This is a genomic window from Shumkonia mesophila (assembly GCF_026163695.1).
Taxonomy (GTDB): Bacteria; Pseudomonadota; Alphaproteobacteria; order Rhodospirillales; family Shumkoniaceae; genus Shumkonia; species Shumkonia mesophila.
The window spans coordinates 36,741-62,397 of sequence record NZ_JAOTID010000018.1 but is presented as its reverse complement, the minus strand read 5'-3'; the positions used below and the strand labels follow the sequence as shown (position 1 = coordinate 62,397).

Genomic DNA, 25,657 nt, shown 5'->3' with positions numbered 1-25,657 from the left:
CCCCTATGGCCTCGCCATGCCCTTGACGCGGAGGCGGAGCGCGTAGCCGGCGGGGTCTTCGGTGAACACCAGCCAGGCCTCGCGGGACGAGCCGATGGCGACGTAGTCGAGTATCGTCTCAGCGTCCTCGGCCACCTGGCCGCCCTCTTCCATCAGTTCGCCGCCGATAACCGCCTGGGCCGCCGCCTCCCGCCCGACGTTTCTCACCCGCACCGCCACCCGATGGCCGCCCTGGCCCGTCCCGCGGCTGACCTCCTCGATCGTCAGGTCGGGCGGGCCGGCCTCGCGCGTCCACCCATGCCAGCCAAGATAGCCGACGGCGGCCACCAGCAGCGCCGCGCCCAGGGCCGCCACCGCCCATTCGAGCGGCGAGGTGCCGGCGCCCATGGCGGGGGCGGGACGCCTGCCCATCACAGCACCAGCCGGGCGGCGGCGGCGCCCAAGGCGCCGGGGAAGGCCAGCACCAGGGCGAACTCCAGGGCCTGCTCGAAGGCGGTGCCGTCCAGCCGCCCGAAGCTCCACAGCAGGTAGAACGAGACCCCGACCACCACCACGTAGCCGGTGACGGTGAAGCGCACGAAGACGCCCATGAACCGCGCCTCGGGCGGCCGCAGGGGTCCGTGGCCGCCGGCGAATTCGGCGGCGTAGACGATGACGTGCATGAGCAACAGCGAGAAGGCAGCCAGGCCAAGGATCTGCCAGGCGCTCATCGTGTGCGCGATCAGCACCATCTCCTCGGTGGGGGCGACGTTGAGCGAGACGAACAGCGCGCCCGCCACCATGGCGAAGATCTCCTCCCAGAAGCCGGGCGGCGACTCCTTCCTCTCCTTGGGCGCCGAGCCGAGCTGGTTTCGGGCCAGCATGGCGCCGATGGACCCCGGCACCGCCTGCAAGGCCACCTTGCCGGCGATCTCGCGGGCCGCCATGTCGGGAGTGACGAGCCCGAACAGCGCCAGGATGAGGGCGGCCGCCACCACGGCGACGGCCAGCGCCACCAGGGCGTCGGCGGCATCGTCGATGAGGCGCGTGGTGACCCGGAAGCCGCCCAGGCGCGAAAGCCCGACGAGCAGCGGGAACGTGATCGCCAGCAGCAGCGCCAAGCGCTCCGGCGCCATGGTGAAGCCCAGCGACCACATCTCCATGGTCATCAGCATGGGGAGCGCGAACAGCAGCGCGCCGCCGAACGCCCGCCCGAGCCCGACCACGAAGGCCGGCGACGTGGCCTCGCGGTCGTCGTCCTTGCATTGCCGCCGTCCGCGTTGGGTCTGCGCCCGCGCCAAAATGCCACCCGCCGCCTCGGTTCAAGGGAAAGCCCCGAGCCGGCTAAACCGCGCCGGGGGCGAAGTGGTTCCGTCACCCCCACGCTTCCCTCCTCGTCAGCCCTGCGGAGGCGGGGGTCCAGAGTCCGGCGCCGCAGCGCACGGAAGGAGCCGGCCTGGATTCCGGATCGCGAGGCTCGCGTGCCGGCGCCCAGAACGGTGGCCAGCGTCCCGGGCGCACCCTTCTCCATCGCATGAAGAGGAGCCACTTGAACACGCAAGGTGGGGAACGCTCGGGCACTTCGCCCCGCCCCCTAACCCCTCACAGCAGCCGGGGCTGTCGGGATTGGTCTTTCGACGGGGGATCCGGCCGGGAGCGGCGGGGCGCCTGCGGCCTCAGGCTTGGCTCAGGTTTCGTTCGATTTCCAGCGCCCAGTCGACCAGGCGCCGACATTCCCGGTCCTGGACGGCATCCAGCGCCGCGACCGGCGGCCGGCAGGCGTCGGTGGCGAACAGTCCCGCCGCCCGCCGCAGGGCCTTGAAGAAGCGGATGCTGACCTCGATGTGCTGGTTGGCAAACGCCAGGATGGGCAGGATCGCCTCGAAGAGCGCGCGGGCCTCTTCCGGCCGGCCCGCTTCGTGGCGGCGATAAATCTCGCAATAGATGGGCTCCATCCCCGTCGGCATGAAGGCATCGACGCCGCGCGCCAGCGCATCCATCATCTGGCTCACCGCCCAGCCGCCGCTAACGTGCAGACGCCCCCCGGTCGCCGCCTGGATGGCGCTGTACTTGGGGCCGGCCGGAACGGTTTCGACCTTGATGCCGGCGAACGCCGGAACGCGCGCGAACAGCGCGGCGATGATCTCGACGCCAAGGCCGCCGCCGCGCCAGTCGAGGTCCTGGAGGACGACCGCGCCCGGCCCGGCCTCGCCCAAGGCGGCCAAGCCCTTCTCCAGCGCGTTCTCCGATAATCCGGGCTCCGGCTGCCACAGCACGGCGTCGGCGCCGGCGGCGCGGGCGTGGCGGGCCAGCGCCAGGCTTTCCGGCCATGCCGCCGCCGACACGCCGACGATCATGGGAATGCGCCCGGCGTTGCGCGCCGACGCCGCCTCGATCAGCCGCTCGCGCTCGGCGCGCGACAGGCTGCCGATCTCGCCAGCCACCGCCGGCAGCAGCACGCCCCCGCACCCGGCGGCGATGACATAATCGATCAGGCGGCCGTAAGCCTCGGTATCGAGCGTGCCGTCGGCGGTAAACGGCGTATTGAGGCTGGGCACGATGCCACGCGGCAACGCCCGCCCCGAAATCGCGTCCCGATCGATCATCGCCCCCCTCACCCCGTCGCGGTTATGCCACCGCCTCAATCCAGCAGGGTACCCTTGGCGTCGAAGGAAAACGGTTTGGCCTCGCCGAGAATGGCGAACTTCCCGGACTGGGCCTTGATCTCCTCCAGATACGGCTCGGACATCCAGATCTTGTGCAGCTTCTTGGTGTTGACGATGCGCACGATGCGGGCCTTGGCCGGATCGACGCCGAGGCAGGTCTGCACCGCCACCGTGATGGCCTGTTTATCATCGTTCAGGATCATCGGGATGCGGGTGGCGTCGGTATTGCGCGACGTGATGGTGTTGGTGTAGGTGGCCCCCAGGTCCATCTTGTTGAACATGCGCAAAGTGATCATGTCGGCGACGCCCAGGCCGGTAGCGTTACCGTGCGATTCCTCGGTGATGTCGAGCAACGCCACGCGGGTGATCGGCGGCGCCACGAAGCCGGGCAGGCGCGAGGCGGCGCGCCCGGTGACGGTGGGGTCCATGCCGGTTCCGCTGATGTTCTTGCCGACCTCGTCCACGATCAGCACGTCGATGGCGCTCATCAGAAGCTTGCCCATGACGTCCTTGGCGGTGACCAGCAACTCCTTCTCGCGGGCGACGATGCGCTCGGGCACGATCGCTTCGATGACGGCCAGGCCGTCGTAGGCGTTCTCGACGAGCCCCAAGCCGAACACCACCGGCAGCACCTTCAACTGCTCGGCGGCCGCCTTCGGCATCATCTCGGCGAAGCGGGCGAAGCCCAGGGAATGGAAGATGGTGGCGCCGTGGTGCTTGCCCATGCCGATGATCATCATTTTGCACAGCCCGCTTTCGTAGTCGCCCTTGTAGCTGGTGTGCGGCTTGATCTTGTTGACCACCACGATGCCGTCGGCGCCGTGCGCATTTTTGTCGCAATAGAGCGGGATGTCGCCGAGTTTCGTCGACTCGACCACTTCCATGGAGGAAAGGATCGGCACGCCCAAGGCTTCCTCGGTAAGGCCGTAGCCCCTGACCATCTCCAGCTGGCCTTCCGCCGTGCCGCCGCCGTGGCTGCCCATGGCCGGAAAGACGAACGGCTTGGCTCCCCAGGCCTTGAGCTGATCGATCAGCGCCCGATAGAGCGCGACCCCGTCGGGGATGCCGCGGCTGCCCGCGGTGATGGCGATGCGCTTGCCGGCCACGTCCGGCCGTTTCGGCAAGGCGGCCAGGGCGGCGACGACCGCCGCCTTGACGTCGCCGACGTCGTCTTCGGGGAAGCGTTGTTCGACGGGGATCATGCGCGGCAAGGGAAGGGTTTCGCCGCCCGGCAGGGCGATCTTGATGGGGTCGAGGGGCATCGCGACAGGCTCCGTTTCTTGAGATCCGAGGATTTCCGGTCAGCCGGCGGCCCGCCGCAGGGGGACTTGCCTGAAAGAGGGCCGCGCCGCCCCCGCCCCCGAAGGGGCCCGAGCGGCCCGGCGATTATAGGGCACACGGCGAGCAAGGGAATTGCCGATCAGGCAGGGGATTTCTTTTTGCGGTCCGACGGCGGCCCGGTCGTCAGGCCGAAAGCCGGGCGCTCAGTCGGAGCAGTGATTGTGCCGGCGCCAGAGCGCGGGGTCATGGCCGGGGGGCGGCGCGGCGCAGGGGTCGGCGGCCGCATAGCCGCGCAGGCGGTTGTAGGCCAGGATCTGTCCGGGGGTCAGGATGGCCGGGGTTTCCAGGTGCGCCGCCAGATGGGCGAAGCGCAGGTTGCGCTCGACCGAGGCGATGGCGGTCAAGAGATCGCCGAGGGCCTCCTTCGTCGCCGTGGCGGTGGCGAAAGCGGCATCAAGCTGGGCTTCCAGGGCGACGAGGCGCCTGCCCAGCTCCACGGCCTCGGCCTGCATGCGCTGGCGCACGGCCTCGATCTCGGCCTCCTGCCCGGCGGTGAGCGCGATCTCTCTCTTCATCTCCAGCAGATGGGCCGGCCCCGGCACGCCATTGAGCTCGGCCGCCTTGGCGAACCCGGCGCCGCGCCCGGCCAGCAGGTCGGCGACCTCGCTGTCAGCCAATGACTTGACGGCGCGCTTCTCCTCCCCCTGGTAGGGCGAGGTGTGGCGGGCCGGCTCGCTCGCCGACACCACGCTTGACGCGATCGCCAGAAAGGTCACAACTATCGCCGTCCGCATGCCCGTTTCTCCTCGTCCTCCACAGACGACCCCACGCCCGTCGTCAATTTCTCTAGGTGGGAAGCCCCCGTGAACGCTGCAATCGCCGCCGGCGCCATCCTTGCGGTTTCGGCCGTCTTCGTCGTCCTCGGGCTGGGGGGCGGCATCCTGTTCGTGCCGATCCTCCACTGGGCCGGCTTCGACCTCGGGACGGCGGCCATTCCGCTGGGCCTCATGCTCAACGGGCTCAATACCCTGTTGGCGCTGATCCCCTACGGCCGGGCCGGCCTGGTCGATTGGAAGGGCGGCCTGCCGATGGCGGCGGCGGCGGCCATCACCGCACCTTTGGGCGCGCTGGCCCAGCCTCATCTGGCTTCGGGGACCGTGCTGGCCCTCTTTGCCGGCGCCGTGACCCTGGCCGCGATGCGCGCCGTGCGCGGCGCCGCCAAGAAGCCGGCCCTGGGCAGCCCCGCTGCCACACCCGCCCCCCATCCCCGCCGGCTGGTCTTCCGCCTCGGCGTCGGCGCCGGGGTCGGCTTCGTCGGCGGGCTGTTGGGTATCGGCGCCGGCTTCGTGGTGGCGCCCGCCCTGATGGCGTTGGGGTATCCTCCGCGCCAGACGGCGGCGACCACCGCGCTGGTGGTCACGGTGTGCTCGTTCACCGGCGCCGCCGGCTACGCCGGCACCATGGAACTGCCGGGACTGTTGACCGCGCTCGCCGCGGTGGCGGTGATCGTGGGTTCGCAGATCGGCAGCCGGCTGATGATCAAGGGCGCCAAGCCGGCCTGGATCACCTGGGGTTACGCCGCCATCCTCACCGCCGTCGCCGTCAAGCTGCTGTGGGAAGCGGCGGCATCCTCGCTGGGCTAGTCGCCGCCCGTCACTCGTAGCGATAGACGGTCAGGGTGTCGGTACCGGACTCGGCGGCCCACGTCTCGCCCTTGCGGCCAAGCATCTGACGCACCTCGGCGTCCTCGCGCGCGATGGGGAAGGCCTCGAAGGCCTCGGTCGCGGGGTCGAAACGCAACATGGCGTTGGCGTCGAAATCGCTGACCCACACCTTGTCCCGATCGTCGACGTAGACAGAATAGGCGGCCGGGTCGTCGCCCGGCAGCTTCCATTCCTTCCACGCCCGGACCTTGGGGTCGTAGCGGGCCAACTGCCCGGCCGTCCATTGCGAGATCCACAGGGTCCCGTTGGAATCCGACCACACGCGCCGGGTGCCGGCGTCCGCCGTCGGCGGGTCGATGACCTCGACCTTGCCGCTTTCGCGATCCACCCGGCCGAGATAGGAGCCGGCGAGGGACACGAACCAGATGTCGCCCGTTGGCGTGGCGTCGATGCCATAGGGGCCGACGCCGCGCGGAGCGTCGAAGACGTCCATCCGGCCGCTTTTGGGGTCGAGCCGGCCGTAGATGCCGTTCTGGCCGGTGAACCACAGCACCCCGGCGCCATCGAAGGCCGCCGTGTTGAGGTTGGCGTTGCGCCGCCCGGAGGGTAGCGGATAGGAGGTGACCGCCTCGGTCCTGGGATCGACGGCGACGATGGCATTCAGCCCGCCGTCGGTAATCCACACCCGGCCATCCGGTCCGACGACGACGCCGTGCGGACGCGAGTCTTCGCCCAACGGAATATGACGGACCTGGCCGGTCGCCGGATCGAGACGGCCCAGCGCGCCTTGTCGTTGCGCCGTGTACCAGACAACGCCACCGGCCGGGTCAGGGGCGACGTCGTGGGGATGTGCCCCCTTGAGCACCGGATAGGATTGCACCTTGACCTCGGCCTCGGCGGGCGCCGCCACCGCCAGCGCGAGGGCCAGGATCGCCAGGGACAGGGTTCGCGTCATCGCCGCCTCCCGCTCGCCAGAGAAGCCCTGGATGTGGGAACGCGCGGCCGGCCCGGCAAGGCGCGCTGCGGCCCCTCCCTGCCCCTCGATGCGAGAGGGTTGAGGTGGGGAGCCCCCGCCGCGTCAGGCCCGGCGGGTGCTCGACCCGGCGGAAGACTCCTCGCCGCCCAGCATGGCGGCCAGGGTCTCGAGAAGCTCGCTTTTGGCATAGGGCTTGGCAAGCAGACGGAAGCCGCTCTTCGCCAGCCCGGAGTTTTGCAACTCCGATTCCGGGTATCCCGAGGTGAGGATGACCTTGAGGTCGCCGCGGCGGCGGGTCGCCTCGCGGGCCAGATCGAAGCCGTTTATGCCGCGCGGCATGACGACGTCGCTGAACACCAGGCCGATCGAGGCGTCGGCGTCGAGCACGGTCAGCGCGGTGGCGCCGTCTTCGGCCTCGCGGACCCTGTAGCCGGCACTTTTGAGGACCATGGCCACCGCGGCACGCACGTCGGGGTCGTCCTCGACCAGCAGCACCGTCGCCGCCACCGGCGCTTTCGCGTCGCCAGCGCGCGGTTCGGGCCGGGCCGGCGCGGCTGCGGCGTTGACGAGAGGCAGCAGCATGCGCACCGTCGTGCCCTGGCCGACCTCGCTTTCCAGCGTAGCGAGGCCGCCCGACTGGCGCGCGAAGCCGTACACCATGGAAAGCCCAAGGCCGCTGCCCTCGCCCACCCCCTTGGTGGTGTAGAAGGGCTCGAAGGCATGGCCCAGGGTTTCGGGCGTCATGCCGGACCCGGTGTCGGTGACCGAGACCTCGACATAGGGGCCGGCCGGCAGCGTCTCGTCGTCGACGACGATATCGCGCTCCAGACGCTTGCAGCTGGTCCTCACCGACAGCCGGCCGCCCTTCGGCATGGCGTCGCGGGTATTGATGGCGAGGTTGAGGACGGCGTTTTCCAGGCCGTGCGGATCGATGGTGATGGAGGGCACGTCGCGGTCCAGCACCGTCTCGATCTCGATGTCCTCGCCCAGGGTGCGGGCCAGCATTTTGACCATGCCCTCGATCAGGGCGTTGGGATCGACGGTAGCCGGGCGCAGCACCTGGCGGCGCGAGAACGACAGAAGCTGCTGGGTCAGCTTGCCGCCCCGTTGCGCCGCCGCCAGGGCGCTTTGGGCATGGTTTCGCAGGGGATCGTCGGCCTTGACGGCGGCGCCGATGATCTCCAGGCGGGCATGGATGATCTGCAACAGGTTGTTGAAGTCGTGCGCGATGCCGCCGGTCAACTGCCCCACCGCCTCCATCTTCTGGGCATGGGCCAAGCGGCTTTCCATCCGCAGGCGCTCGGTGATGTCGTGGAACACCAGCAGCATGCGCCCGTCGTCGATGGTTTCGCCAGCCAGGATCACCCGCCGCTCCCGGCCCTCCTTGGTCAGCACGCTTGCCTCGAAGCCGCGGAAGGAGCCGTCATCGCGCAGGCGGCCGATGAAGGCGGCCCGCTGCGAGCCGCCCCAGCAGCCGAGTTCGATGGAGCTCTTGCCGATGACTTCGTCACGGGAATAGCCCAGCATGGCCAGCCATTCGTCGTTGACGTCGAGCGTCACGCCGTCGTCGATGGTCGAGATCGACATCGGCGCCGGGCTGGCTCGGAAAGCCTTGGCGAACCGTTCCTCGCTCTCGCGCAGGGCCTCCTCGGCGCGCTTGCGTTCGGTGATGTCCTCGACCATGCCGAGGCAATATTTGGGCGCCCCCTGGACATCCTTCACCACGGTACGGGTCAGCCGCCCCCAGACGATGCTCCCGTCGCGGGTGATGTAGCGCTTTTCCAGCTGATAGCCGTCGCGCGCGCCGGCGGCCATTTCGGCAAACAATTCGGCGTCCCGCCCGGCATGGTCGGGGTGGGTGTATTCGGTGAAGCGCATAGCCTTGAGCTCTTCGGGGGTGTAGCCCAACATGCGGGCCAGGCCCTCGTTCACCGAGATGGTGCGCCCTTCCAGATCCTCGACGCCGATGCCGACGGCGACGCCGCTGAGCAGCAGGCGCATGCGCTCCTCGCTCTCCGCCAGCGCCGCTTCGGCCCGTTTGCGTTCGGTAATGTCGCGGGTGATGCCGATGACGCCGATGATGTTGCCCTCGGCATCACGATAGGGCGTCTTGTAGGTGTGGACCATGCGGTCCTCGCCCCGCAGGGCGAGCACTTCCTCAACGTCGCTGGCCCTTCCCGTCTCCATGACGGCGCGGTCGCGCCGGGCCATTTCGGCGGCAACCGCCGGCACGAACATGTCGGCGGAAGTCTTGCCCGTCATGTCCGCCGGGTCGACATCGAACGCCTCGGCCCCCGACCGGTTGACAAGCAGGTAACGGCCGTCGCGATCCTTGACGTAAATGGTGTCCGCGGCGCCCTCGATGACGGCGTCGAGGATGAAATTCTTGTCTTGCAACTCGCGGGTCCGTTCGGTCACCAGTTGCTCCAGGCCGCCATGGGCTTCCCGCAGCTCCCTGGTGCGCGCCTCGACGGTATTTCGCAGCACCGAAATCCAGGCAAATGCCACCCCGCCCAGCACCACGACGCCGAGGGCGGCCCACAGAGCGTAGCGGGCGATTACACCGGCCGGGACGCCCCGCGGGTCGACAAGGCCGAACCATTTCTCATAGATCTCGTCGTAGCGGCCGGATTCCTTGACGATGCTGAGGCCTTCGCCGAGCTGGAGAAGCAGCGGGACGTTCCCCTTCCTCACCGCGAACCCGTAGCCGCGCCCATAGGCGTCGATCACCGGACCGGTGGTCTCAAGATTGGTCAGCTCCAGGTCGCGGGCGATCAGCAGCCCGACCAGGCGCGGAGCCAGGGCGTAGTCGAACTTGCCTTCAGCCAGAAGGCGCAGCGATTCCTCGACCGTCGGCGTGAGGACGAGGTTATTGGAGATGTCGTTGCGAACCAGCCAGTCGTGTCCGGCGTCCGCCGACATGACGATGATGTGCTTGTCGCGCAGGTCGACGACGGACGTGATGTCCGGCGCTCCCTTGCGCTTGAAGATGGCCCCGTGCGCCACGATGTAGGGTATGGAAAAGTCGAAGACCCTTTCCCGCTCCTTGGAATAGGAGACCAGCGGCAGGGCGTCGATCTCGCCCCGTTCGAGGGCGGAGCGCACCTCGTTCCAGGGGCCGACCTTAAAGGTGACGTCGATGCCCACGGCTTCGCCGACCGCCTTCATCAGATCGACGCTGAAGCCGTCGGCCTCGCCTTCCTCGGTGACCAGGGCGTAGGGGGGATAGTCGAACTCGCTGCCGACCAGGATATGGGGCCGCGGAACGGCGTCGTCCGCCCGTGCGCCGACGGAAAGGGAAACGAGAGCGAACAACCCGCAGAAGAGGGCGCCCGCCCGAAAACCAGCGCTCGTCACATACGTTACTCGACGTTACCCGGCCGGCACCGCCAAGCGGGCCCCCACCCTCTGGCGGCAAACTACCGCAAGAGCCCCTCGAAAAGCCATGGGTTTCTTTGGAGCGAGTCTATATTTGGCCTCGACTTAGGGAAAATCCTTAGCCGGGTAGGGCCTTGTACGATCCGGCGACGGCCAGCAGGCCGTCGAGGTCGAGGTGGGCTTCCAGATGGGCGGCCAGGCCGTCGAGTGCCGCCTCCAGGCGGGCCGCCTGATCGGGCCTCTCGCCGGCCAGTCCGAGGCCGGCCAGGAAATGGCCGCGGAAGGCGCCGGTTTCGAAGAGGCCGTGGACATAGCAGCCGGCCACCCGGCCGTCGGCGCTCGTCGCCCCATGCGGCTGGCCATCGAGGGCGAGGAACGGGCGGGCAAGCCCGTCTCCCGCCGTCACCCCGTTGTGGATCTCGTAACCGGTCAAGGCCGGCCCCCCGGGCCACGCCGACCCGGCGACACGCCGCAAGGTCTTCGCCGGCTCCAGGCGGGTCTCGACGTCGATGAGGCCGAGGCCCGCGGCAGTTTCCGGCGGCCCCTCGATGCCGTCGGGATCGGCAATGCTGCGGCCCAGCATCTGGAAGCCGCCGCACAGGCCCAGCACCCGGCCGCCGCGCCGCACGTGGGCGAGGATGTCGATGTCCCAGCCCTGGGCCTTGAGGAAACGGAGGTCGGCCAGCGTCGCCTTGCTGCCGGGCAGCACCACGAGGCCGGCGTCCGCCGGCAGCGGCGTGCCCGGCGGCACGAAACGCACGGCGACGTCGGGCTCGGCGGCCAGCGGGTCGAGGTCGTCGAAATTGGCGATGCGCGACAGCATCGGCACGGCAACCAGTAGTTTTGGGGACACCATACTTAATTCACTTTGAATTAAGTATGGTGTCCCCAAAACTACGGGGTCGTCCAGCACCACGGCGTCCTCGGCCGGCAGCCGGCGCGCCTCGACCAACCACGGCACCACCCCGAAGGACGGCCAGCCGGTACGCCGGACGATGTCGACGAGGCCGTCATCGAAGAGCCGGATGTCGCCCCGGAACTTGTTGATGATGAAACCCTTGACCAGCGCGCGGTCGACCGTGGAGAGCACCGCGTGCGTGCCGACCAGGGCGGCGATGACGCCGCCACGGTCGATGTCGCCGACCAGCACCACCGGGGTCCCGGTCGCCGCGGCGAAACCCATGTTGGCGATGTCACCGGCCCGGAGGTTGGTTTCCGCCGGGCTCCCCGCCCCTTCGACCAGCACCAGGTCGGCTTCGGCGGCAAGCCGCGCGAAGCTTTCCAGCACGGCGCCCAGCAGCTCGCCCTTGCGGGCCTGATAGGCGCCGGCCTCGGCGGTGCCGACGACCCGGCCGTGCACCACCACCTGGGCGCCCAAATCGGACTGTGGTTTCAAGAGCACCGGGTTCATGTCCACGCTTGGCGCCACCCGGCAGGCCACCGCCTGTACCCACTGGGCGCGGCCGATCTCGCCGCCCGCATCCGTCACCGCCGCGTTGTTCGACATGTTCTGCGGCTTGAACGGCCGCACCGTCAGGCCCCGGCGCGTGAAGGCGCGGGCCAGCCCGGCGGTCAGCACCGACTTGCCGACGTCGGAGCCGGTGCCCTGGAGCATGAGGACGGCGGCCATGGCGGCCTTACGTGTCCAGCCGGCGGCCGATGGCGAAATCGCCGCCGGCGCCGCGCCGCACCGCCACCCGGTAGACGGCGGCGAGGTTGGCATCCGTCAGCACCGCCTCGGGCGCCCCCTCGGCGATCACCCGGCCCCTGTCCATCAGGCACAGGCGCGTGCAGGTGCGCACCGCCAGCGCGAGGTCGTGCAGCACGACGATGACGGCGGCGCCGTCGGCCGCCACCTTCTTCAACGCATCGACGGTGGCCAACTGGTGGTAGGGATCGAGCGAGGCCATCGGCTCGTCGGCCAGCAGCACCGGGGCCTCGACCGCCAGCGCGCGAGCCAGCAGCACGCGGGCCCGCTCGCCCCCCGACAGTTCGGTGACCGGGCGCTCGGCGAACTCCGCGGCGTCGGCGACCGCCAGTGCCCGCTCGACCGCCGCCTCGTCGGCCGGCGTCAGGCCGCTCCAGGCCGTGCGGTGCGGCGCCCGGCCGAGCGCCACCAGCCGGCGCACCGTCAGCGGCCAGGCCACCGTCTGGCCCTGCGGCAGATAGGCGATGGCCCGCGCGTGGCGGTGCGGCGGATCGGCGGTGATGTCCACGCCGTCGAGCATCACCTGGCCCGCCGTCGGCGCCACCAGGCGCAGCAGCGCGCGCAGCAGGCTGGTCTTGCCGGCGCCATTGGGGCCGATCAGGCCGACGATGTCGCCCCCCCGGGCGGCGATCGACGCCTGCGTGACCACCTCGCGGCCGCCGATGGCGGCGGAAAGAGCGCGGGCCTCGATCATCGCATGGTCCGCCGGGTGTGGATGACCAGCCACAGGAAGAAGGGCGCCCCCAGCAGCGCGGTGACGACGCCCAGTTTGAGCTCGGCGGCGCCCTGCCCGCTGCGCACCAGCAGGTCGGCGGCGACCACCAGCAGCGCGCCGCCGAGCCCGCTGGGAATCAGCAGCCGGCCGGGGTCGTAGCCGACGAAGGGCCGGGCCAGGTGCGGCGCCACCAGCCCGACGAAGCCGACGATGCCGGAAACCGCCACCGATGCCCCAACCGACAGCGCGGCGCCGACGATGACCTGGAGGCGCAGGCGGCGAAGATCGACGCCCAGCGAGGCCGCCGCCTCCTCGCCCAGGGTGAGGGCCGGCAGGTGGCGGGCGGCGGCCAGCAACAGCGCCCAGCCGGCCGCCATGAAGGGGCCGGCGAGGATGACCTCGGTGGCGCTGCGGTTGGCCAGCGAGCCCAGCAGCCACAGCACGATGTCGCTCAGCAGATAAGCGTTGGGCGACAGGTTCATGGCCAGCGCGATCAGGGCGCCGGCCAGGCTGGAGATGGCGACGCCGGCCAGGATCAGGGTGAGCACGCTGGCGTCGCGCCCGGCCAGCCAGGCCAGCACGGCGGTGGCGGCCAGCGAGAAGAGGATGGCGAAGAGCGGCACCGCCAGCGCGAAACTGGCGGCGATGCCGTAATAGAGAGCCACCACGGCGCCCAGCCCGGCACTGGCCGAGATGCCGACCACGCCGGGATCGGCCAGCGGGTTGCGCAAGAGTCCCTGCACGGCGGCCCCCGACAGGCCGAGGGAGGCCCCGACCAGGGCGCCGAGCAGGATGCGCGGCAGGCGGATGTCCTGGACGATGAAGACGTGGCGCGGATCGCCGGCCCCGAAGAGAGCCGCCAGCACGTCGCCCGACCCAAGGGCGGCGTCGCCGACCAGCAAGCTTGCCGCCATGACGGCGATGAGGGCCGCCAGCAGCACGCCCGCCACCGCCCGGGGGCGCCTTCCGGCCGCGATCATTTGAGCGCGCTCCGCTTGGCGGCGACGGCCTCGATGGCGTCGACGACGAACCACGCCGAGCAGGCCACCTGGCGGCTGGCCAGATGGACCGCCGGGCGCGACGCCAGCGCATCCTGAAGGAAGGCGTGGCGCGACGGCGACCAGTTGTCGACCAGCCGCTCGCGCTTGTCGAAGAAGCCGGTGACGAAGAGGTCGGGCGGGTCGAGGGCCAGGGCCTCCATGTCGACCCACGCCCAGCCGCGGCGCCCTTTCTCGGCGGTCAGGTTGCGCACCCCGGCGGCTTGAAGGATGGCGTCGATGAAGGTGCCGGCGCCGCTGCTCATGCCGCCCGCCGTGACGTAAAGGGCGCGCGGCCGGGAAGCCGGGGACGAACCCGCGAGGGCGGCCAGGCGGCGGTCCATCTCGGCCGCCAGGGCCTCGGCGCGTGCCGACTGGCCCAGCGCGGCGCCGATGGCAAGCAGGCTGGCGCGGGCCTGTTCCAGGCTGACGTCGTCTGCGATCTGCGCCACCGGGATGCCGAAGCGGCCCAGCACGTCCGGCGCCCCGAAGCCGCCGCCCCACTGGCGCACGACGATGTCGGGCGAAAGCATCAGCGCCGCCTCGGGCGTCGGGCGGGCGCGGGGTACGCCCTGGGCGCGCTCGGCCATGTAGGAATACTCGGCCCCGGCGGCCGGCGACACGGCCAGGATCTGCTCGCGGTCGGCCAAGGCCAGCACGTATTGGTCGGCGCAGTAATCCAGCGAGACGACGCGGGGCAACGGCGCCGCGCCGGCCGAAGCCGCGCCCACGCCCAAGAAAACCAAAGCCGCCGCCCACACCCGCATCGACGATCCCACATCCCAACCGATCCCGCCGCGCCTACCTTAGAGGCCGGCGCAAATCGGGTCGATGGGAAATGAGGCGGGACGGGGCTGCGCGGGCGGCCGTTCCCGCCCACGACTTCGGGGCGACGGGCAGAACCGGATCGACGAGAGGCGAGCGCTCGCAAGGTTGGTTTCATCAACGCGCATCGCCTAGACTCGTCGATTCAGACCGCGCCCGCCGGCCTTCCGCCCCGGCCGCAAGATGACGACGGTCGGGCTCTTCGCCGCTCGCCAACCTCCTGACATCAAACGGGAAAAAGGCAATTTCATCGATAGGAATGTCATCATCTGTCGCCATTTGTCATCATTTTGGCGTTTTCCTGTTTGATTTCAGTGCGTTATGGTATTCGAGCGAGTCTCGAACGGGACCGGTGCCCCGCCCGGGGCCGCCGCCCGAAGCCTCCAGCACCCAGGCCTGGAGGCAAGGTTTTAATGATGAATATATACCTATCATAGGATAATATCAAGATCCCGCTGCTGGGCGGTTCTGCAGAGCCTCAGGCTCGCCCCCTCGGCCCCGCCGGGACTCGGTTTGACCGGGGCCGGCCGGGCGCCCATATGCCAGAGAGATTGGAAAGCGAGGGCACCATGCCGGTACCGGTTGAGCACCTGAAGGTGGAAACCCTGACGTTCGCCGACGACGGGCGAATTCCCAACAACCCGTCCCTGCCCGCCCTCCTCTATCGCGGGGCGCTGGTTCCCGACGCCGTCGACGCCGAGACCTGCGCCGCGCTTTTCGCCGCCAACGGCTGGCCCGGCGCCTGGCGCAACGGGATTTATGCGGACCATCACTTCCATTCCACCGGACACGAGGTGCTGGGCATCGTCGCCGGCACCGCCACCGTCACCCTGGGCGGGCCGGCGGGCGCCGCCGTCGAGGTCGCGGCCGGCGACGTCGTCCTCCTGCCGGCCGGCACCGGCCACAAGCGCGAGCGGGCCAGCGCCGACCTTGTGGTCGTCGGCGCCTATCCCGGCGGCATCGGCCCCGACCTCCTGTGGGGCGACCCGGCCGAGCACGAGCGGGCCAAGGCCGCCATCGCCCGGGTGGCGCTGCCCGCCGCCTGCCCCGTCTACGGCGCCGCCGGCCCGCTCATCCGCCACTGGCGCAACGGCGGCTGAGACCGCTCGAAGCGCCCACCGCCCCGGCGCCGGCGGCGCGCCTTTACGGGCGGGCTTGCGGCCGGCCCGGTTAGGAACCAAAATCGGCATGACACGCTTTTTCGGCGGCTGATCAGGAGCGGACAGTGGCAACAGGGACAGGCGCAATAACGGGGCGATGGATCTGCGGGTGGCTTCTTGCGGCCTTGGCGGGCGTTGCCATTCTGGCCCCGGCCATGGCCGGCGCGGCCGAGCGCACGGCCACCGTCCAGCTTGTCGGCCGCGAGCTCAAGGGCGCCATCGTTCCGATGAAGGACGTCCCGGCGTGGCAGGTGAGCGACCTTGGCACCCACGGGCCGGTGAACCTGCCGGTCGATGAGATCGCCTCCATCCAGGCGCTGAGGATCAGCGGCACGTGCAGGATCGGGTTCGGGAGGGTGAGTCTTCGCAACGGCAATACCATCGAGATCGAAGGCAACCTGCGCGACATCTTCGAGATCCCCGTCCAGTCGATTACGTTCAGGATCCCCAATCCGACCGGCAACGAGCCGGGCGAGGAAAGCATCCGCTGCAACGCGTGGAAGCGCATCGACTTCGATCCCCCGGCCGCCGAGAAGCCGGAAAGCTGACCCGGCCGCAGATTACGGCGCGGCGGCGGAGGAGAGCGCTTAAGGCACCCGCCGCCCCCGGCGCCATGACCCTCGCCGCGGCGTCATCGCGCTCACGGTTGTGTGTTCGCCGCCGGGGCTGACGGGGCCGCTCGCTCTCCCCATATCCATGGCCCTTACCCGTTCCCTTCCCCGGACGTTGCCGGCCGTCGCCGCAACCCGCCCAAGGAGTTGGACATGCGAGTCTTCCCGCGAACCTTGTGGATCGGACTGCTGACGCTTCTTGTCGCCATTCCGGCCGTTGCCGAGAATCCGTCGCCCTATCCGGGGGCGCGTTCCGTCGACACCGGCAAACCCTTCGCGGCCTTCGTCGAAAAGCTGACCGGCGCCATCCAGGCCAACCGCATGGCCGTCGTCGCCCAGGCGTGCGCCGATTGCGGCGCCAAGACGATCGGCGCCACCATCCCGGGCAACCGGGTCCTTATGGTGTTCCGCCCCGACTTCGCGGTGCGCATGCTCAAGGCCAGCGAGGCGGCCGGCATCGAGGCGCCGCTGCGCCTTTACGTGACCGAACGGCCGGATGGCACCGCCCGACTGACCTATCGCACGCCGAGCCAAGTGTTCGCGCCTTATGGCGTGGCCGAGCTCGACGCCATGGCCGGCGAACTCGACGCCATCTTCGCCAAGATCGTCGACGACGCCCTGTCCTGAGCGCGGCCGGCATGACCCGCATCCTTGGAATTTCCGGCAGTCTGCGAAAGGCATCCTACAACGCGGGACTGCTGCGCGCCGCCGTCGAAGCGGCGCCGCCAGGCGTCACCCTCGATGCCCGATCGATCCGTGGCGTGCCCCTTTTTGACGCCGACGTCGAGGCCGGCGAAGGCGTGCCCGAGGCCGTGGCTCGCCTGAAGGAAGCCTTGAAAGGTGCCGACGGGCTGCTGCTGGCGACGCCGGAATACAACAACGGCATTCCGGGCGTCTTCAAGAACGCCATCGACTGGATGAGCCGCCCGCCCGGCGGCACGGATCTCTTCAAGGGCAAGCCGGTGGCGCTGATGGGTGCCTCGCCGGGCGGCTTCGGCACGACGCTCTCCCAGGCCCACTGGCTGCCGGTGCTGCGCACCTTAGGCACGAGGCCGTGGTTCGAGGGCCGCCTGCTGGTGGCCAGGGCCGGCACGCTCTTCGATGGCGAGGGCAACCTGACCGACGAGGACACCCGCGAACGCGTGGCCGGGTTCATCGAAGGCTTCGCGAAGTTCATCGGCGGAGGCGGCTGAGGTTCCGCCGCTTCCTGCCGGGCATTTCAATCGATGGAGGCTGCCGTGGCTTGGTTTGCGCTGATCGTCGCCGGTCTGTTCGAGGTCGCCTGGGCCACGGCCATGAAGCAGTCCGACGGCTTCACCCGCCCCTGGCCAAGCGTGGTCACGGCGGTGACCGCGGTGGCCAGCTTCGCGCTGCTGGCGTGGGCGATGCGCTCGCTGCCGTTGGGCACCGCCTACGCCGTGTGGACGGGGATCGGCACGTTGGGCGCCTTCGTGCTGGGCATCGCGCTCCTGGGCGAACCCGCCGGCGGGATGCGCATCCTGGCCGCCCTGATGATCGTCGGCGGTCTCGTGCTCATGAAGCTGTCCAGCCCGGCGTAGGATCGGGCGCCCGCCTGTCCTTGCCCATGCACGGTCAGCGAAATTATTCGCTCATGGCGGGCCGGGCATCCGGCTCAGGCGCTCGCGGCCGGACGGCGATATGGCGGCAAGCGATTCGACCATGGTTTCCATGACCACCGATTCGAAGGCGGCGCGGGCGTCGTCCAACTTGGCCTTGGCATCCTGGAAGCGGTGGCCGTCGAACGGCTGGCGGAGAAATTCCGCCTTGAAGGCGTCGAAATGGGCGCCGATGGCCTGATGGCGGGCCAGGATCTCGGCCTTCCGCGTGGCGACGGCGGTTTCGAAGACCTTGCGATCGGCGGCGTCCAGCCGGTCCGCCATCTCCTCGATGATGACCTCGGGCGGCGGCGGGGGTGGCGGGGGCGGCATGAACGGCAGGCGCGGGTGAAGGACGAATATCCCCACCAGCACGATGTTGAGCGCGAGCGAGCCCCAGAACAGGGCCGCCCGCCACCGCCTGAGCGCGACCGGAGCCTTCATGGCTAATAGGTTCCCAGCCACAGGGTCGAGGCCAGCATGTCGTGCAGTCCGGCCTCGGTACCGGTCGCCATCGGCAGGCCGAACACCAGAAGCGCCGCGGTCAGCAGGCCGACGGCGGAGGCCACGCCGAGCCCCTGCGGCCAGCCGATCGGGCCCAAGGCCCAGTCATCGGCGTCCTCCATCCCCGCGATCTCGGCAAGGATGGCCTCGCCGACGGCGGCCAGGCGCGCCGGATCGTCGGCGAGGCCATAGCCGTCGAGGACGGCATCGAGGCGGGCCGCCTCGGCCCAGGCGCGCCGGGCCCGCAGATCATCGCGCAAACGTTGTTCCGTCGCGGCCCGCCTATCCGGCGGCCAGCGTTTCGGATCGGCGCCGAAAACGCCGAGAATGTCGGCGTCGTCTTCAGGTTTCTGGTTCACTGTCCCAACCCTCCACTCCCGCCGCGGTCAGCATGCCCTTGAGCGCTTGGCGCCCGCGGAACAGCAGTCCCAATACCGCGCCGGGAGTTGTCTCCATGATCTCGGCGACCTCCCGAGATGTCAGTTCCTCATAGTAAGACAAGACAAGTGCGATGCGTTGCTTTTCCGGCAGACACTCCAGCAGTTGACGGACCAGGGTGTTCATCTGGCCGCCATGGACGGCGGCGAAGGCGCCTTTTTCCGAAGACGCCATCTCGGCCACCCCGTCCAGCGATTCCATCGGCCGCTTCCGCTGGCGGTCGATGCACAGGTTGACCGTGACCCGATAAAGCCAGGTGTCGAAACGCGCCCCCTCCGGCTTCCAGGTTCGCGCCACCCGCCACAGGCGAATCATCGTCTCCTGGGCGATTTCCTCGGCGTCCGAGGGATTGCCGGTCAGCCGCTCGGCCATCCTGAGAACGCGGGGGAGATGGCGCGAGACCAGGGCGCGCAGCGCCGCCGGATCACCCCGGGCGACAAGGCGCAAAAGGTCGACGTCCACACGGTTTTCACCGGTTGACCGGGACACCCGCGCCCCTCTCGACCCCGGGTCTTGCCATCACCCCCCCGAAACAGGCCGGCCGGAAGGCCGGGTTTCAACCGACCGTCGAAACCCTGCCGGTGGTATCGGCCGCCAGGTTCTGCGCGCTCATGTAAGAGGCCTGAGCGTTTCGATAGTCGTCGATGACTTGTTGAATCAGCGCAAGCGCTTTTTCCTCCTCCTCGTCGCTGACTTCGGCGGCGGTTTCGGATCCGTCTTCAGCCTGGGCGGCCGAGGTCGCTTCCTCGGATGCCTCCTCCTCGTCGCTGGCGATCTGGGTCAGGGACTCTTCGAGTTCCTCGGCCAGCAGTTCGAGCAGGGTTTTGACGCTGTCGTCGCTCAGGCCCTGGGCCGGCGGCATGCCGCCGGGCGGCGGGCCCATCTTCTGGGCGCCGGCCTGCATCTCTTCCTCGGTCAGGGAACCGTCCTGATCGGAGTCGAGATTGGCAAACAGTTCGCTCGACGTCGGGCCTTCGACCGGCGCGTCGGCCGGCTTGGCGGCCCCGAACTCGGTGAGGCTGAGTTCGCCGTCGCCGTCGCTGTCGGCCTTGGCGAACAGGTCTTTCTGCATCCGCGCATAGTCGATGGCGCTGCTGAGCGCGGACGAGATGGATGAGACCATGATTTTTTGGCTCCTTGATAAAGGTTGGCGGCGTTGGAGGTCCTTCTGGCCGCCCGTCGCGAACACCCGGCAAAACGGGCGTCTTGATGATTACACGGCCGAACGCCGCCGCCTCTTACGCAGAATCCGGAAAAAACTTGCGGCGCGGAAACGATGGGCCGCTTGCCCGCCTGCAACACGGGGAGTCAACGAGGCACTGGGGACGGCCGGCGCCCTTGCAGATCCACACCTCAGACGACGAAGCCGCACGCGGAAGCCGACGTGCGGGTATCCATGTTGCGACCCCGATTGAGATGGTCGTCGATTTCCGCCGCGCAGCCGATCATGCGCCCGTAGAGGAACACCGTGAACGCCGCCGATTCGAGATCCTTTTCGGTCAGCCGTCCTTCCTTGTAATCCTTCCACAGCACCGCCAGCAGCAGCGAGGCGATCACGGCGTCGACGTTGACGCAGAAAACGTAGCGCGAGGCGCCGGCGGCATAGAGCGCCTGGACCAGCTCGCAGTAGAAGGCGTGGAAGATGTTGTAGTCGCCGCGATCTTCCAGCAGCTTGGCGATGAAGCGCTCGCGCGGGTCGTAGTTGACGGCCTTGCCCTTGAACACCGGATGATGGACGCCCGGCAGCGCGCGGGTTTCATCCCCCATCTCCTTGCTGCGCGCCTTCTCGGCCTTGTAGGTGGCGGCGAATTCCGCCGCCATCGCCTTCAAGTCGAGGCCGTGGCCGGCATCCGTCGGGTCCTTGAGGCCGGTCGATTTGAAGCGCTCGAGCAGGAAGGCCATGCCCTCGAAGCCGTTGCCGCCGTGCGAATAGCCGGTGTGGGTCAAAAAGCCGACCATGCCCTTGTTGATCTGCACCCGCCCGGGGGTCTGCGGCCCGTCGGCCGAAACGGCGCCCTTGGCCCCCTGCGCCGAGATCGAGCCGGGGCCGTTGGAGATCAGAAGCCCGATCAGCATCTGCAGCGGCCGGGCCTCGTCGCCCTCGGGCTTCTTGCCGGTGATGGCCAGGAACATCAGGTCGGCCACCGTCCAGCGGCCGAACCGCTCGGCGCGCGGAATGCCGTAGAGCGAGCCCCTCTGATGATGGCGGCCCGGGATTGTCGCCCCGATCATGACGCCATAGAGGCGCAGGTACCACGGCAGGGTTTCCGCCGTCAGGCGCGAGATGCGCTTGCGCATCAGCGGCCCCCACGAGATGGTGAGCGCGATGGCCGCCAGAATGGCGTCGCGCGAGGGACGGCCCTTGAGCGTGCCCAGGAAGGCCAGGAACGCCGAGGTGCTGCCGCGATCGCCGACGGCCTTCAGCATGGCCTCCGGCCGCGGATCGTCCTTTTCGGCGGGGGTCGCCATGAAGAGAGTCCGCGTCGCCTCGTCCACCTTGATTTTCGAAAAATCGAATCCCTCGTCGCGCGAATCCTTGAGCCCCGAGTGGGCGAAGAGGTCGATAAGCGCCTTGGTGCAGGCCAGCGCCCGCTCCACCCGCTTGGGGCCGACGATCGAGGCCGCCGCCGCCATCACGCTGTTCGGCGAATTGCCGGCCTCGCGGGCGGCGTCGGCGGCGATCAGCGTGGCGTCGCCGACCAGGTTGACCTCGGCGGCGATGGCGATGTCCAGCATCTTGCGGTCGTTCTCGCCGCAGATCTCGTGGACCAGGGGCAGGGCGAAATTGGCCTCCAGGGGCTCCATGGCGAGATCGAGCACCGAGTGGCCATGGACGCTGGTGACCTGGGTCTGGCCGTCCATGACCGAGGCGCCGGACCTGTCCTTCATCCCCTGGCGCGGGATGACCGCGCCGATCTGGCGTTGCAGGGCGACGATCTGCGCCGCGTAAGGCTCGGGCGCCGTCACCACCGGCAGGTCGAGCTCGGCCGGCAGCCGGATGCCCTGGGTGTTGGCCAGCCAGGGTTTCAGCGTCAGCGTGCCGCGCGGCGCGAAATCGGGTTTGGCGCCATGAAGCTTCATGACGGCGGTCAGCGCGGCCGGGATATGCGCGATGTTGGTGACCAGGGCGCCCTTGGCCGAACAGACCGGGTGTTCGGGGGTGAATTCGGCCTCGACGCCCAAGGATTCCAGGAACCAGCGCTCTTTGTCCTCGGCGCTGTCGCCCGAGCCGGCCATGGCGCCGGCGTGGCCGACGGCGCGCGTGATCTTGGATTTCCAGCGGCCGACCACGCAGGCGACGACCGGCTTGCCGAAATCCACGCCGCGTTCGTAATAGCCGCCCGGCTCGCAGTAGAGGACGGCCGCGGCGGAGCGCCCGTCGTTCTTGAGCCCGTGGGCGAAATCGCGCGCGGCATAGTGGATGTAGACGTCCTTGCCCGAGGAGATCACCGTCGTCGTCCCCCAGCCTTCCATGGCCAGGTACTGGGCGATGGTGGTGGTGAAGCCCCCGGAGTTGGAAAAGATGGCGATGGAGCCCTTGAACAGCGATTCATCGGGGTGATCGCCGCCCAGCGCGCCGCCGATGCGCACCCGGTTCCAGGAATCGGCGATGCCCAGGCAGTTGGCGCCGAAGATGTCGATGCCGTTGATCTGTCCCAGCGCCCGGATCTCGCGGGCATCGTGGACCGCTACCTTCTCGGTCAGGATGACGATCTTCTCAAGCGCGGCATTGACCCGGATCAGTTCGGCGACGCCGTCGCGGACCCCGGACGGCGGCAGATAGACCACCCCGGTGTTGAAGGTCAAACCGTCGTCGAGGCCCTCCAGCACGTTGTTAAAGACCGGAATGTCGCCGGCCGGCGTTTTCAGGACCTGGCCGCGCCGCCCGGCCGAGGTGCCGAACACCACGTTGCCGCCCGAAAAGGCATGGCTGATAGGGGTGACGACCTTCGACTCGCCGCCCAGGATGTTGAGCACGCAGACGCGATCCTCGGCCGTCGCGATGTCGGCCAGCGAGTTCACGCCCATGTAGTATGGGAAACCCTCGATCCCTTTCTTGAACATGGTCTTCTCCCCGGGCCGTCAGTTGTGCGTGCCGGTGGCAGCGGGCCGGATGCCCATGCCGGCAGCAATTTCATCGCGGCCGCCGGCCTTCATCCAGTCGTCGATCTTCTTGGCGTAGCCCACCACGTCGGACAGCGCGCTGTCGAAGCCGAACATGCGATAGGGTATGCCAAGGGCGTCGCAAACCTCGGCCAGGGTCCCCAGGCCGCGCACCAGGTTGGGCCCGCCCCGCCCGACCACGACGTAAAGCGGCGTCGGCCCGTGCTCGCTGAAATGGGCGCGCAGGGCATCGGCCATGGCGCGGAAGGTTTCATAGATGTCGGTGTTGTTGGACTTGCCGCCGATGACGAACAGCACGTTGGCCTGCCTCAGCCAATAGCGATAGCAGATGCTGGCCACCTGGCGCATCTTCTCGTAGGGGGGATTGCCCCCGAAGTCCGACGAAATGACCGCCCTGTCGCCCAGGACCTCGGTGACCAGGGCGTTGGCGCCGCCGCCGAAGGTGGGGGCCAGGATGGTGCCCTTCTCGTTGATCACGAAGACGTCGGATTGCCCCTGATGGGTGCGCAGCTCGTTGACCTCCTGCTCGAAGCCCGAGGTGTCCACCGCGAACAGGTCGCGCGGCAAGCCCAGACGTTGCCAGCGCGGATCGTCGCGGTCGAAGCCGCACTTGAAGTCGCAGGCGATCGGCATCAGGCGCCCGTCGGCCTCGCGCCGCATGCGGATCGGATTGATTTCCAGCGTGGTGAAGCCGTAGTGGTGCACCAGCTCCCACAGCTTGGGCAGGTGCTGGACCAGCGGCGAGATGATCTCGCGCGGCGCGCCGATTTCGGTGAGCGCGTTGGCGACCACGAAGGCCTTGAGGCCGGTCAGCGCCTCGAACGGCACGCGGGCGACCGAGCCCCGATCCAGCTCCTCGATGGCCACGCCGCCCTTGTGGGTCAGCGTCATGGTGGGGGCGCGGAATTCGGTGGCGTCGGTGATCGAGAAATAGACCTCGTGCTCGGCCGGCACGCCGCCCTCGAAGGTGACCCCGAAGGCCTTGGCCACCACGTTGCCGTGGCGGTGCTCGACGAAGTACAGGCGCTCCTTCTCGGCCAGCGCGGTCTTCAGATCGGTGGCCTTGCCGATCAGCCCGGCTTTGCCCTTCTTGCCGACCCCGCCCTTGAACAGCGGCTTGACGAAGATGGTGCCGTGGCGGCGGATCAGCTCGCGGATCTGGCTTTCGCTGGCATCGGGGCCGAGCACCTCGGCCGCCGGGAACCCGACGTGTTCCAGCAGTTTCGAACCGTAGAGCATTCCCGTGATCTGCATGATCATCCCTTCGCGATGCCGGTGGCCGGTGGGACCCCTTGACGCCGCGAAACCCTCGTCAGTGCCGCGTTGGGCGACACCGGGATCAGCATGCCCAACAGCTGGAAGACGAAAGATGCGACCGGTCCATCCCGCCGTACCTCTACCTTAGAGGCCGGCGCAAACCAGGTCGATGGAAAACGAAAAAAAGACGTGAACGCGGAGGCGCCATTCCCCTCCGCCATCGCCATCAAGGGTCAAACGAGGCACCATGCCGGTGACGCCCAATCGGCAGGTCGTGACCCAGAACCGACGTCGTCAGGATGCGGGGTTTTTGCAACAATGCTTGAACTTCCGGCCGCTGCCGCACGGGCAGGGGTCGTTGCGGCCGATCTCCGGCTTGGCGGCGCCCTTCCGGTGCCGACGGGAGACCTCCATGATCCCGGCGGGCGGGCGGCCGCTGTTCAGAAGGTCGGCCATGGTCCGCAGGCAGGGCGCGGCGTGGGCGAAGAAGCCCTTGTAGGACTCGCAGAAATAGTTGAGCCCCGGCTCGCCGTCGGGCGTCGTCAGGAAGCGGTGCTTGGGGCAGCCGCCGTTGCAGGCGAACCGGTAGTCGCACTCGCGGCAGAAACGCGGGAGCGTGTCCCGCTTGTCGTCGCCGAACTTGGCTTGGGCCGGCGATGCGGCGAGGGTCCCGATCGGCGTCTCCATGATGTTGCCCAGCCGGTATTCCGGATAGACGTAGTGGTCGCAGGCGTAGAGGTCGCCGTTGTGCTCCATGGCCAGCCCCTGGCCGCAGGTCTCGGCAAACCAGCACAGCGACGACGGCCCGCCCGCCCACAGGCCGAGTTGCACGTCGAAGAACTGCACGAAGACGCGTCCCACGTCGGCCTTGATCCATTCGTCGAACACCCGGGTAAGGAAGGTGCCGTAGTCCTTGGGCAGCACGCTCCAGGGAGTCACCCGGCAGGCTGCCCCATCTTCGTCGATCTGCGGCGCGCCGGCCAGGGTCGCGCCGTCGGCCGAACGCTCGACGATCGGAATGAACTGCATGAACTCGACGCCGATACCTTTAAGAAACCGATAGACCTCGCGCGGCTTGCGGGCGTTCTGCCGGTGCACCACGGTCAGCGCGTTGAACGCCACCCCGTGCGTGTCCAACAAGTCCACTGCCGCCATCACCTTATCGAAGGTGGGCCGTTCGTTCCGGTCGATGCGGTAGCGGTCGTGCAGATCGCGCGGACCGTCGATGCTGAGGCCGACCAGGAAACCGTGTTCCTTGAGGAACCGCGCCCATTCCTCGTCCAGCAGCGTGCCGTTGGTCTGCAACGCGTTGCGAATGGCCTTGTCCGCCGGCCGATACTTCTCCTGAAGGGCCACTGCGCGGCGGAAAAACTCCACCCCCAGCATCGTCGGCTCGCCGCCCTGCCAGGAAAACCAGATTTCCGGTGCGCCCGTCGCGATCTGCGTCGCAATATAGTCGCGCACGTAGGTTTCCAGCACGTCGTCGGGCATCCGGAACTTCTTGGTGTCCGGATAGAGCCGTTCCTTCTCCAGGTAGTAGCAGTAGGTACAGTCCAGGTTGCAGCGCGGCCCGTTCGGCTTTGTCATCACCTGAAAAGGGCGCGCGCTTGCCGGTTCCGTCACCGTGCCGGTCCTTTTGAATCCTGGGACCTAGAAACTTCCCCGGATCGACGTCTCGCCACCCGGAGAAACGGGACGATCCCGCCCGCGGTCCTGT

General features: G+C 68.8%; 24 protein-coding genes. 6 read left to right on the top strand and 18 right to left on the bottom strand.

Annotation, left to right across the window (positions count from 1 at the left end):
- Positions 1-3 precede the first annotated feature (3 nt).
- The 5 genes from ODR01_RS22050 to ODR01_RS22030 all read right to left on the bottom strand — a co-directional run bounded on the left by ODR01_RS22050 (position 4) and on the right by ODR01_RS22030 (position 4,720).
- Entirely contained in the window at positions 4-411 is a 408-nt protein-coding gene (locus ODR01_RS22050; RefSeq protein WP_316979873.1) for a hypothetical protein, read from the bottom strand.
- A complete protein-coding gene (locus ODR01_RS22045) occupies positions 411-1,280 on the bottom strand; it encodes a TIGR02587 family membrane protein (RefSeq protein ID WP_316979872.1) in 870 nt (289 codons plus the stop codon). Before ODR01_RS22045 ends, ODR01_RS22050 begins: the two co-directional genes overlap by 1 nt.
- Positions 1,281-1,655: 375 nt before the next feature.
- Entirely contained in the window at positions 1,656-2,585 is a 930-nt protein-coding gene (locus tag ODR01_RS22040) for a dihydrodipicolinate synthase family protein (protein ID WP_316979871.1), read from the bottom strand.
- Between the two features lie 35 nt (positions 2,586-2,620).
- The gene (locus ODR01_RS22035) at positions 2,621-3,907 is read right to left on the bottom strand and encodes a hypothetical protein (RefSeq protein ID WP_316979870.1); all 1,287 of its coding nucleotides are present in this window, start codon (positions 3,905-3,907) and stop codon (positions 2,621-2,623) included.
- Positions 3,908-4,129: 222 nt separating this feature from the next.
- Positions 4,130-4,720: a hypothetical protein gene (locus tag ODR01_RS22030; RefSeq protein WP_316979869.1), complete on the bottom strand. Its 591-nt coding sequence runs from the start codon at positions 4,718-4,720 to the stop codon at positions 4,130-4,132.
- 69 nt (positions 4,721-4,789) lie between these two features.
- Here ODR01_RS22030 and ODR01_RS22025 point away from each other — a divergent pair, with 69 nt between their 5' ends.
- The gene (locus ODR01_RS22025; RefSeq protein WP_316979868.1) at positions 4,790-5,569 is read left to right on the top strand and encodes a sulfite exporter TauE/SafE family protein; all 780 of its coding nucleotides are present in this window, start codon (positions 4,790-4,792) and stop codon (positions 5,567-5,569) included.
- A gap of 10 nt (positions 5,570-5,579) precedes the next feature.
- Here ODR01_RS22025 and ODR01_RS22020 read toward each other — a convergent pair whose 3' ends face one another.
- The 6 genes from ODR01_RS22020 to ODR01_RS21995 all read right to left on the bottom strand — a co-directional run bounded on the left by ODR01_RS22020 (position 5,580) and on the right by ODR01_RS21995 (position 14,183).
- Positions 5,580-6,545, bottom strand: coding sequence for a Vgb family protein (locus tag ODR01_RS22020; RefSeq protein ID WP_316979867.1), 966 nt, complete (start codon positions 6,543-6,545; stop codon positions 5,580-5,582).
- A 123-nt stretch (positions 6,546-6,668) separates the two neighbouring features.
- Positions 6,669-9,923 carry a PAS domain S-box protein gene (locus ODR01_RS22015; protein ID WP_316979866.1) on the bottom strand — a complete coding sequence of 1,085 codons (3,255 nt, stop codon included), beginning with the start codon at positions 9,921-9,923 and terminating at the stop codon, positions 6,669-6,671.
- Positions 9,924-10,062: 139 nt separating this feature from the next.
- Positions 10,063-11,574: a cobyric acid synthase gene (locus ODR01_RS22010; RefSeq protein WP_316979865.1), complete on the bottom strand. Its 1,512-nt coding sequence runs from the start codon at positions 11,572-11,574 to the stop codon at positions 10,063-10,065.
- Between the two features lie 7 nt (positions 11,575-11,581).
- Complete coding sequence (locus tag ODR01_RS22005; RefSeq protein WP_316979864.1) at positions 11,582-12,346, bottom strand: ABC transporter ATP-binding protein; 765 nt, start codon at positions 12,344-12,346, stop codon at positions 11,582-11,584.
- Positions 12,343-13,347 (bottom strand): FecCD family ABC transporter permease, encoded by a 1,005-nt coding sequence (locus tag ODR01_RS22000; protein WP_316979863.1) that lies wholly within the window; start codon positions 13,345-13,347, stop codon positions 12,343-12,345. Before ODR01_RS22000 ends, ODR01_RS22005 begins: the two co-directional genes overlap by 4 nt.
- Positions 13,344-14,183 carry an ABC transporter substrate-binding protein gene (locus ODR01_RS21995; RefSeq protein ID WP_316979862.1) on the bottom strand — a complete coding sequence of 280 codons (840 nt, stop codon included), beginning with the start codon at positions 14,181-14,183 and terminating at the stop codon, positions 13,344-13,346. Before ODR01_RS21995 ends, ODR01_RS22000 begins: the two co-directional genes overlap by 4 nt.
- 615 nt (positions 14,184-14,798) lie before the next feature.
- Here ODR01_RS21995 and ODR01_RS21990 point away from each other — a divergent pair.
- The 5 genes from ODR01_RS21990 (at position 14,799) to ODR01_RS21970 (ending at position 17,559) form a co-directional block, all read left to right on the top strand.
- A complete protein-coding gene (locus tag ODR01_RS21990; protein ID WP_316979861.1) occupies positions 14,799-15,329 on the top strand; it encodes a cupin domain-containing protein in 531 nt (176 codons plus the stop codon).
- A gap of 185 nt (positions 15,330-15,514) precedes the next feature.
- Positions 15,515-15,937, top strand: coding sequence for a hypothetical protein (locus ODR01_RS21985; protein ID WP_316979860.1), 423 nt, complete (start codon positions 15,515-15,517; stop codon positions 15,935-15,937).
- A gap of 216 nt (positions 15,938-16,153) precedes the next feature.
- Positions 16,154-16,627, top strand: a complete 474-nt coding sequence (locus ODR01_RS21980; RefSeq protein ID WP_316979859.1) for a DUF302 domain-containing protein — start codon at positions 16,154-16,156, stop codon at positions 16,625-16,627.
- An 11-nt stretch (positions 16,628-16,638) separates the two neighbouring features.
- Positions 16,639-17,193, top strand: coding sequence for an NADPH-dependent FMN reductase (locus ODR01_RS21975; RefSeq protein WP_316979858.1), 555 nt, complete (start codon positions 16,639-16,641; stop codon positions 17,191-17,193).
- Between the two features lie 45 nt (positions 17,194-17,238).
- Entirely contained in the window at positions 17,239-17,559 is a 321-nt protein-coding gene (locus ODR01_RS21970; RefSeq protein ID WP_316979857.1) for a DMT family transporter, read from the top strand.
- A 51-nt stretch (positions 17,560-17,610) separates the two neighbouring features.
- Here the strand turns inward: ODR01_RS21970 and ODR01_RS21965 are convergent, their stop codons facing one another.
- From ODR01_RS21965 to ODR01_RS21935, 7 genes are all read right to left on the bottom strand, one after another.
- Positions 17,611-18,060, bottom strand: coding sequence for a periplasmic heavy metal sensor (locus ODR01_RS21965; protein WP_316979856.1), 450 nt, complete (start codon positions 18,058-18,060; stop codon positions 17,611-17,613).
- A gap of 2 nt (positions 18,061-18,062) precedes the next feature.
- The gene (locus ODR01_RS21960; protein WP_316979855.1) at positions 18,063-18,479 is read right to left on the bottom strand and encodes a hypothetical protein; all 417 of its coding nucleotides are present in this window, start codon (positions 18,477-18,479) and stop codon (positions 18,063-18,065) included.
- Entirely contained in the window at positions 18,463-19,020 is a 558-nt protein-coding gene (locus tag ODR01_RS21955; RefSeq protein ID WP_316979854.1) for a sigma-70 family RNA polymerase sigma factor, read from the bottom strand. Before ODR01_RS21955 ends, ODR01_RS21960 begins: the two co-directional genes overlap by 17 nt.
- A 94-nt stretch (positions 19,021-19,114) precedes the next feature.
- Positions 19,115-19,681, bottom strand: coding sequence for an EF-hand domain-containing protein (locus ODR01_RS21950; RefSeq protein ID WP_316979853.1), 567 nt, complete (start codon positions 19,679-19,681; stop codon positions 19,115-19,117).
- Between the two features lie 230 nt (positions 19,682-19,911).
- Positions 19,912-22,623 (bottom strand): hypothetical protein, encoded by a 2,712-nt coding sequence (locus tag ODR01_RS21945; protein ID WP_316979852.1) that lies wholly within the window; start codon positions 22,621-22,623, stop codon positions 19,912-19,914.
- Positions 22,624-22,641: 18 nt separating this feature from the next.
- Positions 22,642-23,937: an ATP citrate lyase citrate-binding domain-containing protein gene (locus ODR01_RS21940; RefSeq protein ID WP_316979851.1), complete on the bottom strand. Its 1,296-nt coding sequence runs from the start codon at positions 23,935-23,937 to the stop codon at positions 22,642-22,644.
- Positions 23,938-24,234: 297 nt separating this feature from the next.
- Positions 24,235-25,527, bottom strand: a complete 1,293-nt coding sequence (locus ODR01_RS21935) for an anaerobic sulfatase maturase (protein ID WP_316979850.1) — start codon at positions 25,525-25,527, stop codon at positions 24,235-24,237.
- Positions 25,528-25,657 lie beyond the last annotated feature (130 nt).

What these genes read in the sequence shown, in the direction of transcription:
- ODR01_RS22050 (WP_316979873.1), bottom strand. Translation starts at nt 411, where the DNA reads ATGGGCAGGCGTCCCGCCCCCGCCATGGGCGCCGGCACCTCGCCGCTC.
- ODR01_RS22040 (WP_316979871.1), bottom strand. Translation starts at nt 2,585, where the DNA reads ATGATCGATCGGGACGCGATTTCGGGGCGGGCGTTGCCGCGTGGCATC.
- ODR01_RS22035 (WP_316979870.1), bottom strand. Translation starts at nt 3,907, where the DNA reads ATGCCCCTCGACCCCATCAAGATCGCCCTGCCGGGCGGCGAAACCCTT.
- ODR01_RS22030 (WP_316979869.1), bottom strand. Translation starts at nt 4,720, where the DNA reads ATGCGGACGGCGATAGTTGTGACCTTTCTGGCGATCGCGTCAAGCGTG.
- ODR01_RS22020 (WP_316979867.1), bottom strand. Translation starts at nt 6,545, where the DNA reads ATGACGCGAACCCTGTCCCTGGCGATCCTGGCCCTCGCGCTGGCGGTG.
- ODR01_RS22010 (WP_316979865.1), bottom strand. Translation starts at nt 11,574, where the DNA reads ATGGCCGCCGTCCTCATGCTCCAGGGCACCGGCTCCGACGTCGGCAAG.
- ODR01_RS22005 (WP_316979864.1), bottom strand. Translation starts at nt 12,346, where the DNA reads ATGATCGAGGCCCGCGCTCTTTCCGCCGCCATCGGCGGCCGCGAGGTG.
- ODR01_RS22000 (WP_316979863.1), bottom strand. Translation starts at nt 13,347, where the DNA reads ATGATCGCGGCCGGAAGGCGCCCCCGGGCGGTGGCGGGCGTGCTGCTG.
- ODR01_RS21990 (WP_316979861.1), top strand. Translation starts at nt 14,799, where the DNA reads ATGCCGGTACCGGTTGAGCACCTGAAGGTGGAAACCCTGACGTTCGCC.
- ODR01_RS21980 (WP_316979859.1), top strand. Translation starts at nt 16,154, where the DNA reads ATGCGAGTCTTCCCGCGAACCTTGTGGATCGGACTGCTGACGCTTCTT.
- ODR01_RS21975 (WP_316979858.1), top strand. Translation starts at nt 16,639, where the DNA reads ATGACCCGCATCCTTGGAATTTCCGGCAGTCTGCGAAAGGCATCCTAC.
- ODR01_RS21965 (WP_316979856.1), bottom strand. Translation starts at nt 18,060, where the DNA reads ATGAAGGCTCCGGTCGCGCTCAGGCGGTGGCGGGCGGCCCTGTTCTGG.
- ODR01_RS21950 (WP_316979853.1), bottom strand. Translation starts at nt 19,681, where the DNA reads ATGGTCTCATCCATCTCGTCCGCGCTCAGCAGCGCCATCGACTATGCG.
- ODR01_RS21945 (WP_316979852.1), bottom strand. Translation starts at nt 22,623, where the DNA reads ATGTTCAAGAAAGGGATCGAGGGTTTCCCATACTACATGGGCGTGAAC.
- ODR01_RS21940 (WP_316979851.1), bottom strand. Translation starts at nt 23,937, where the DNA reads ATGCAGATCACGGGAATGCTCTACGGTTCGAAACTGCTGGAACACGTC.
- ODR01_RS21935 (WP_316979850.1), bottom strand. Translation starts at nt 25,527, where the DNA reads ATGACAAAGCCGAACGGGCCGCGCTGCAACCTGGACTGTACCTACTGC.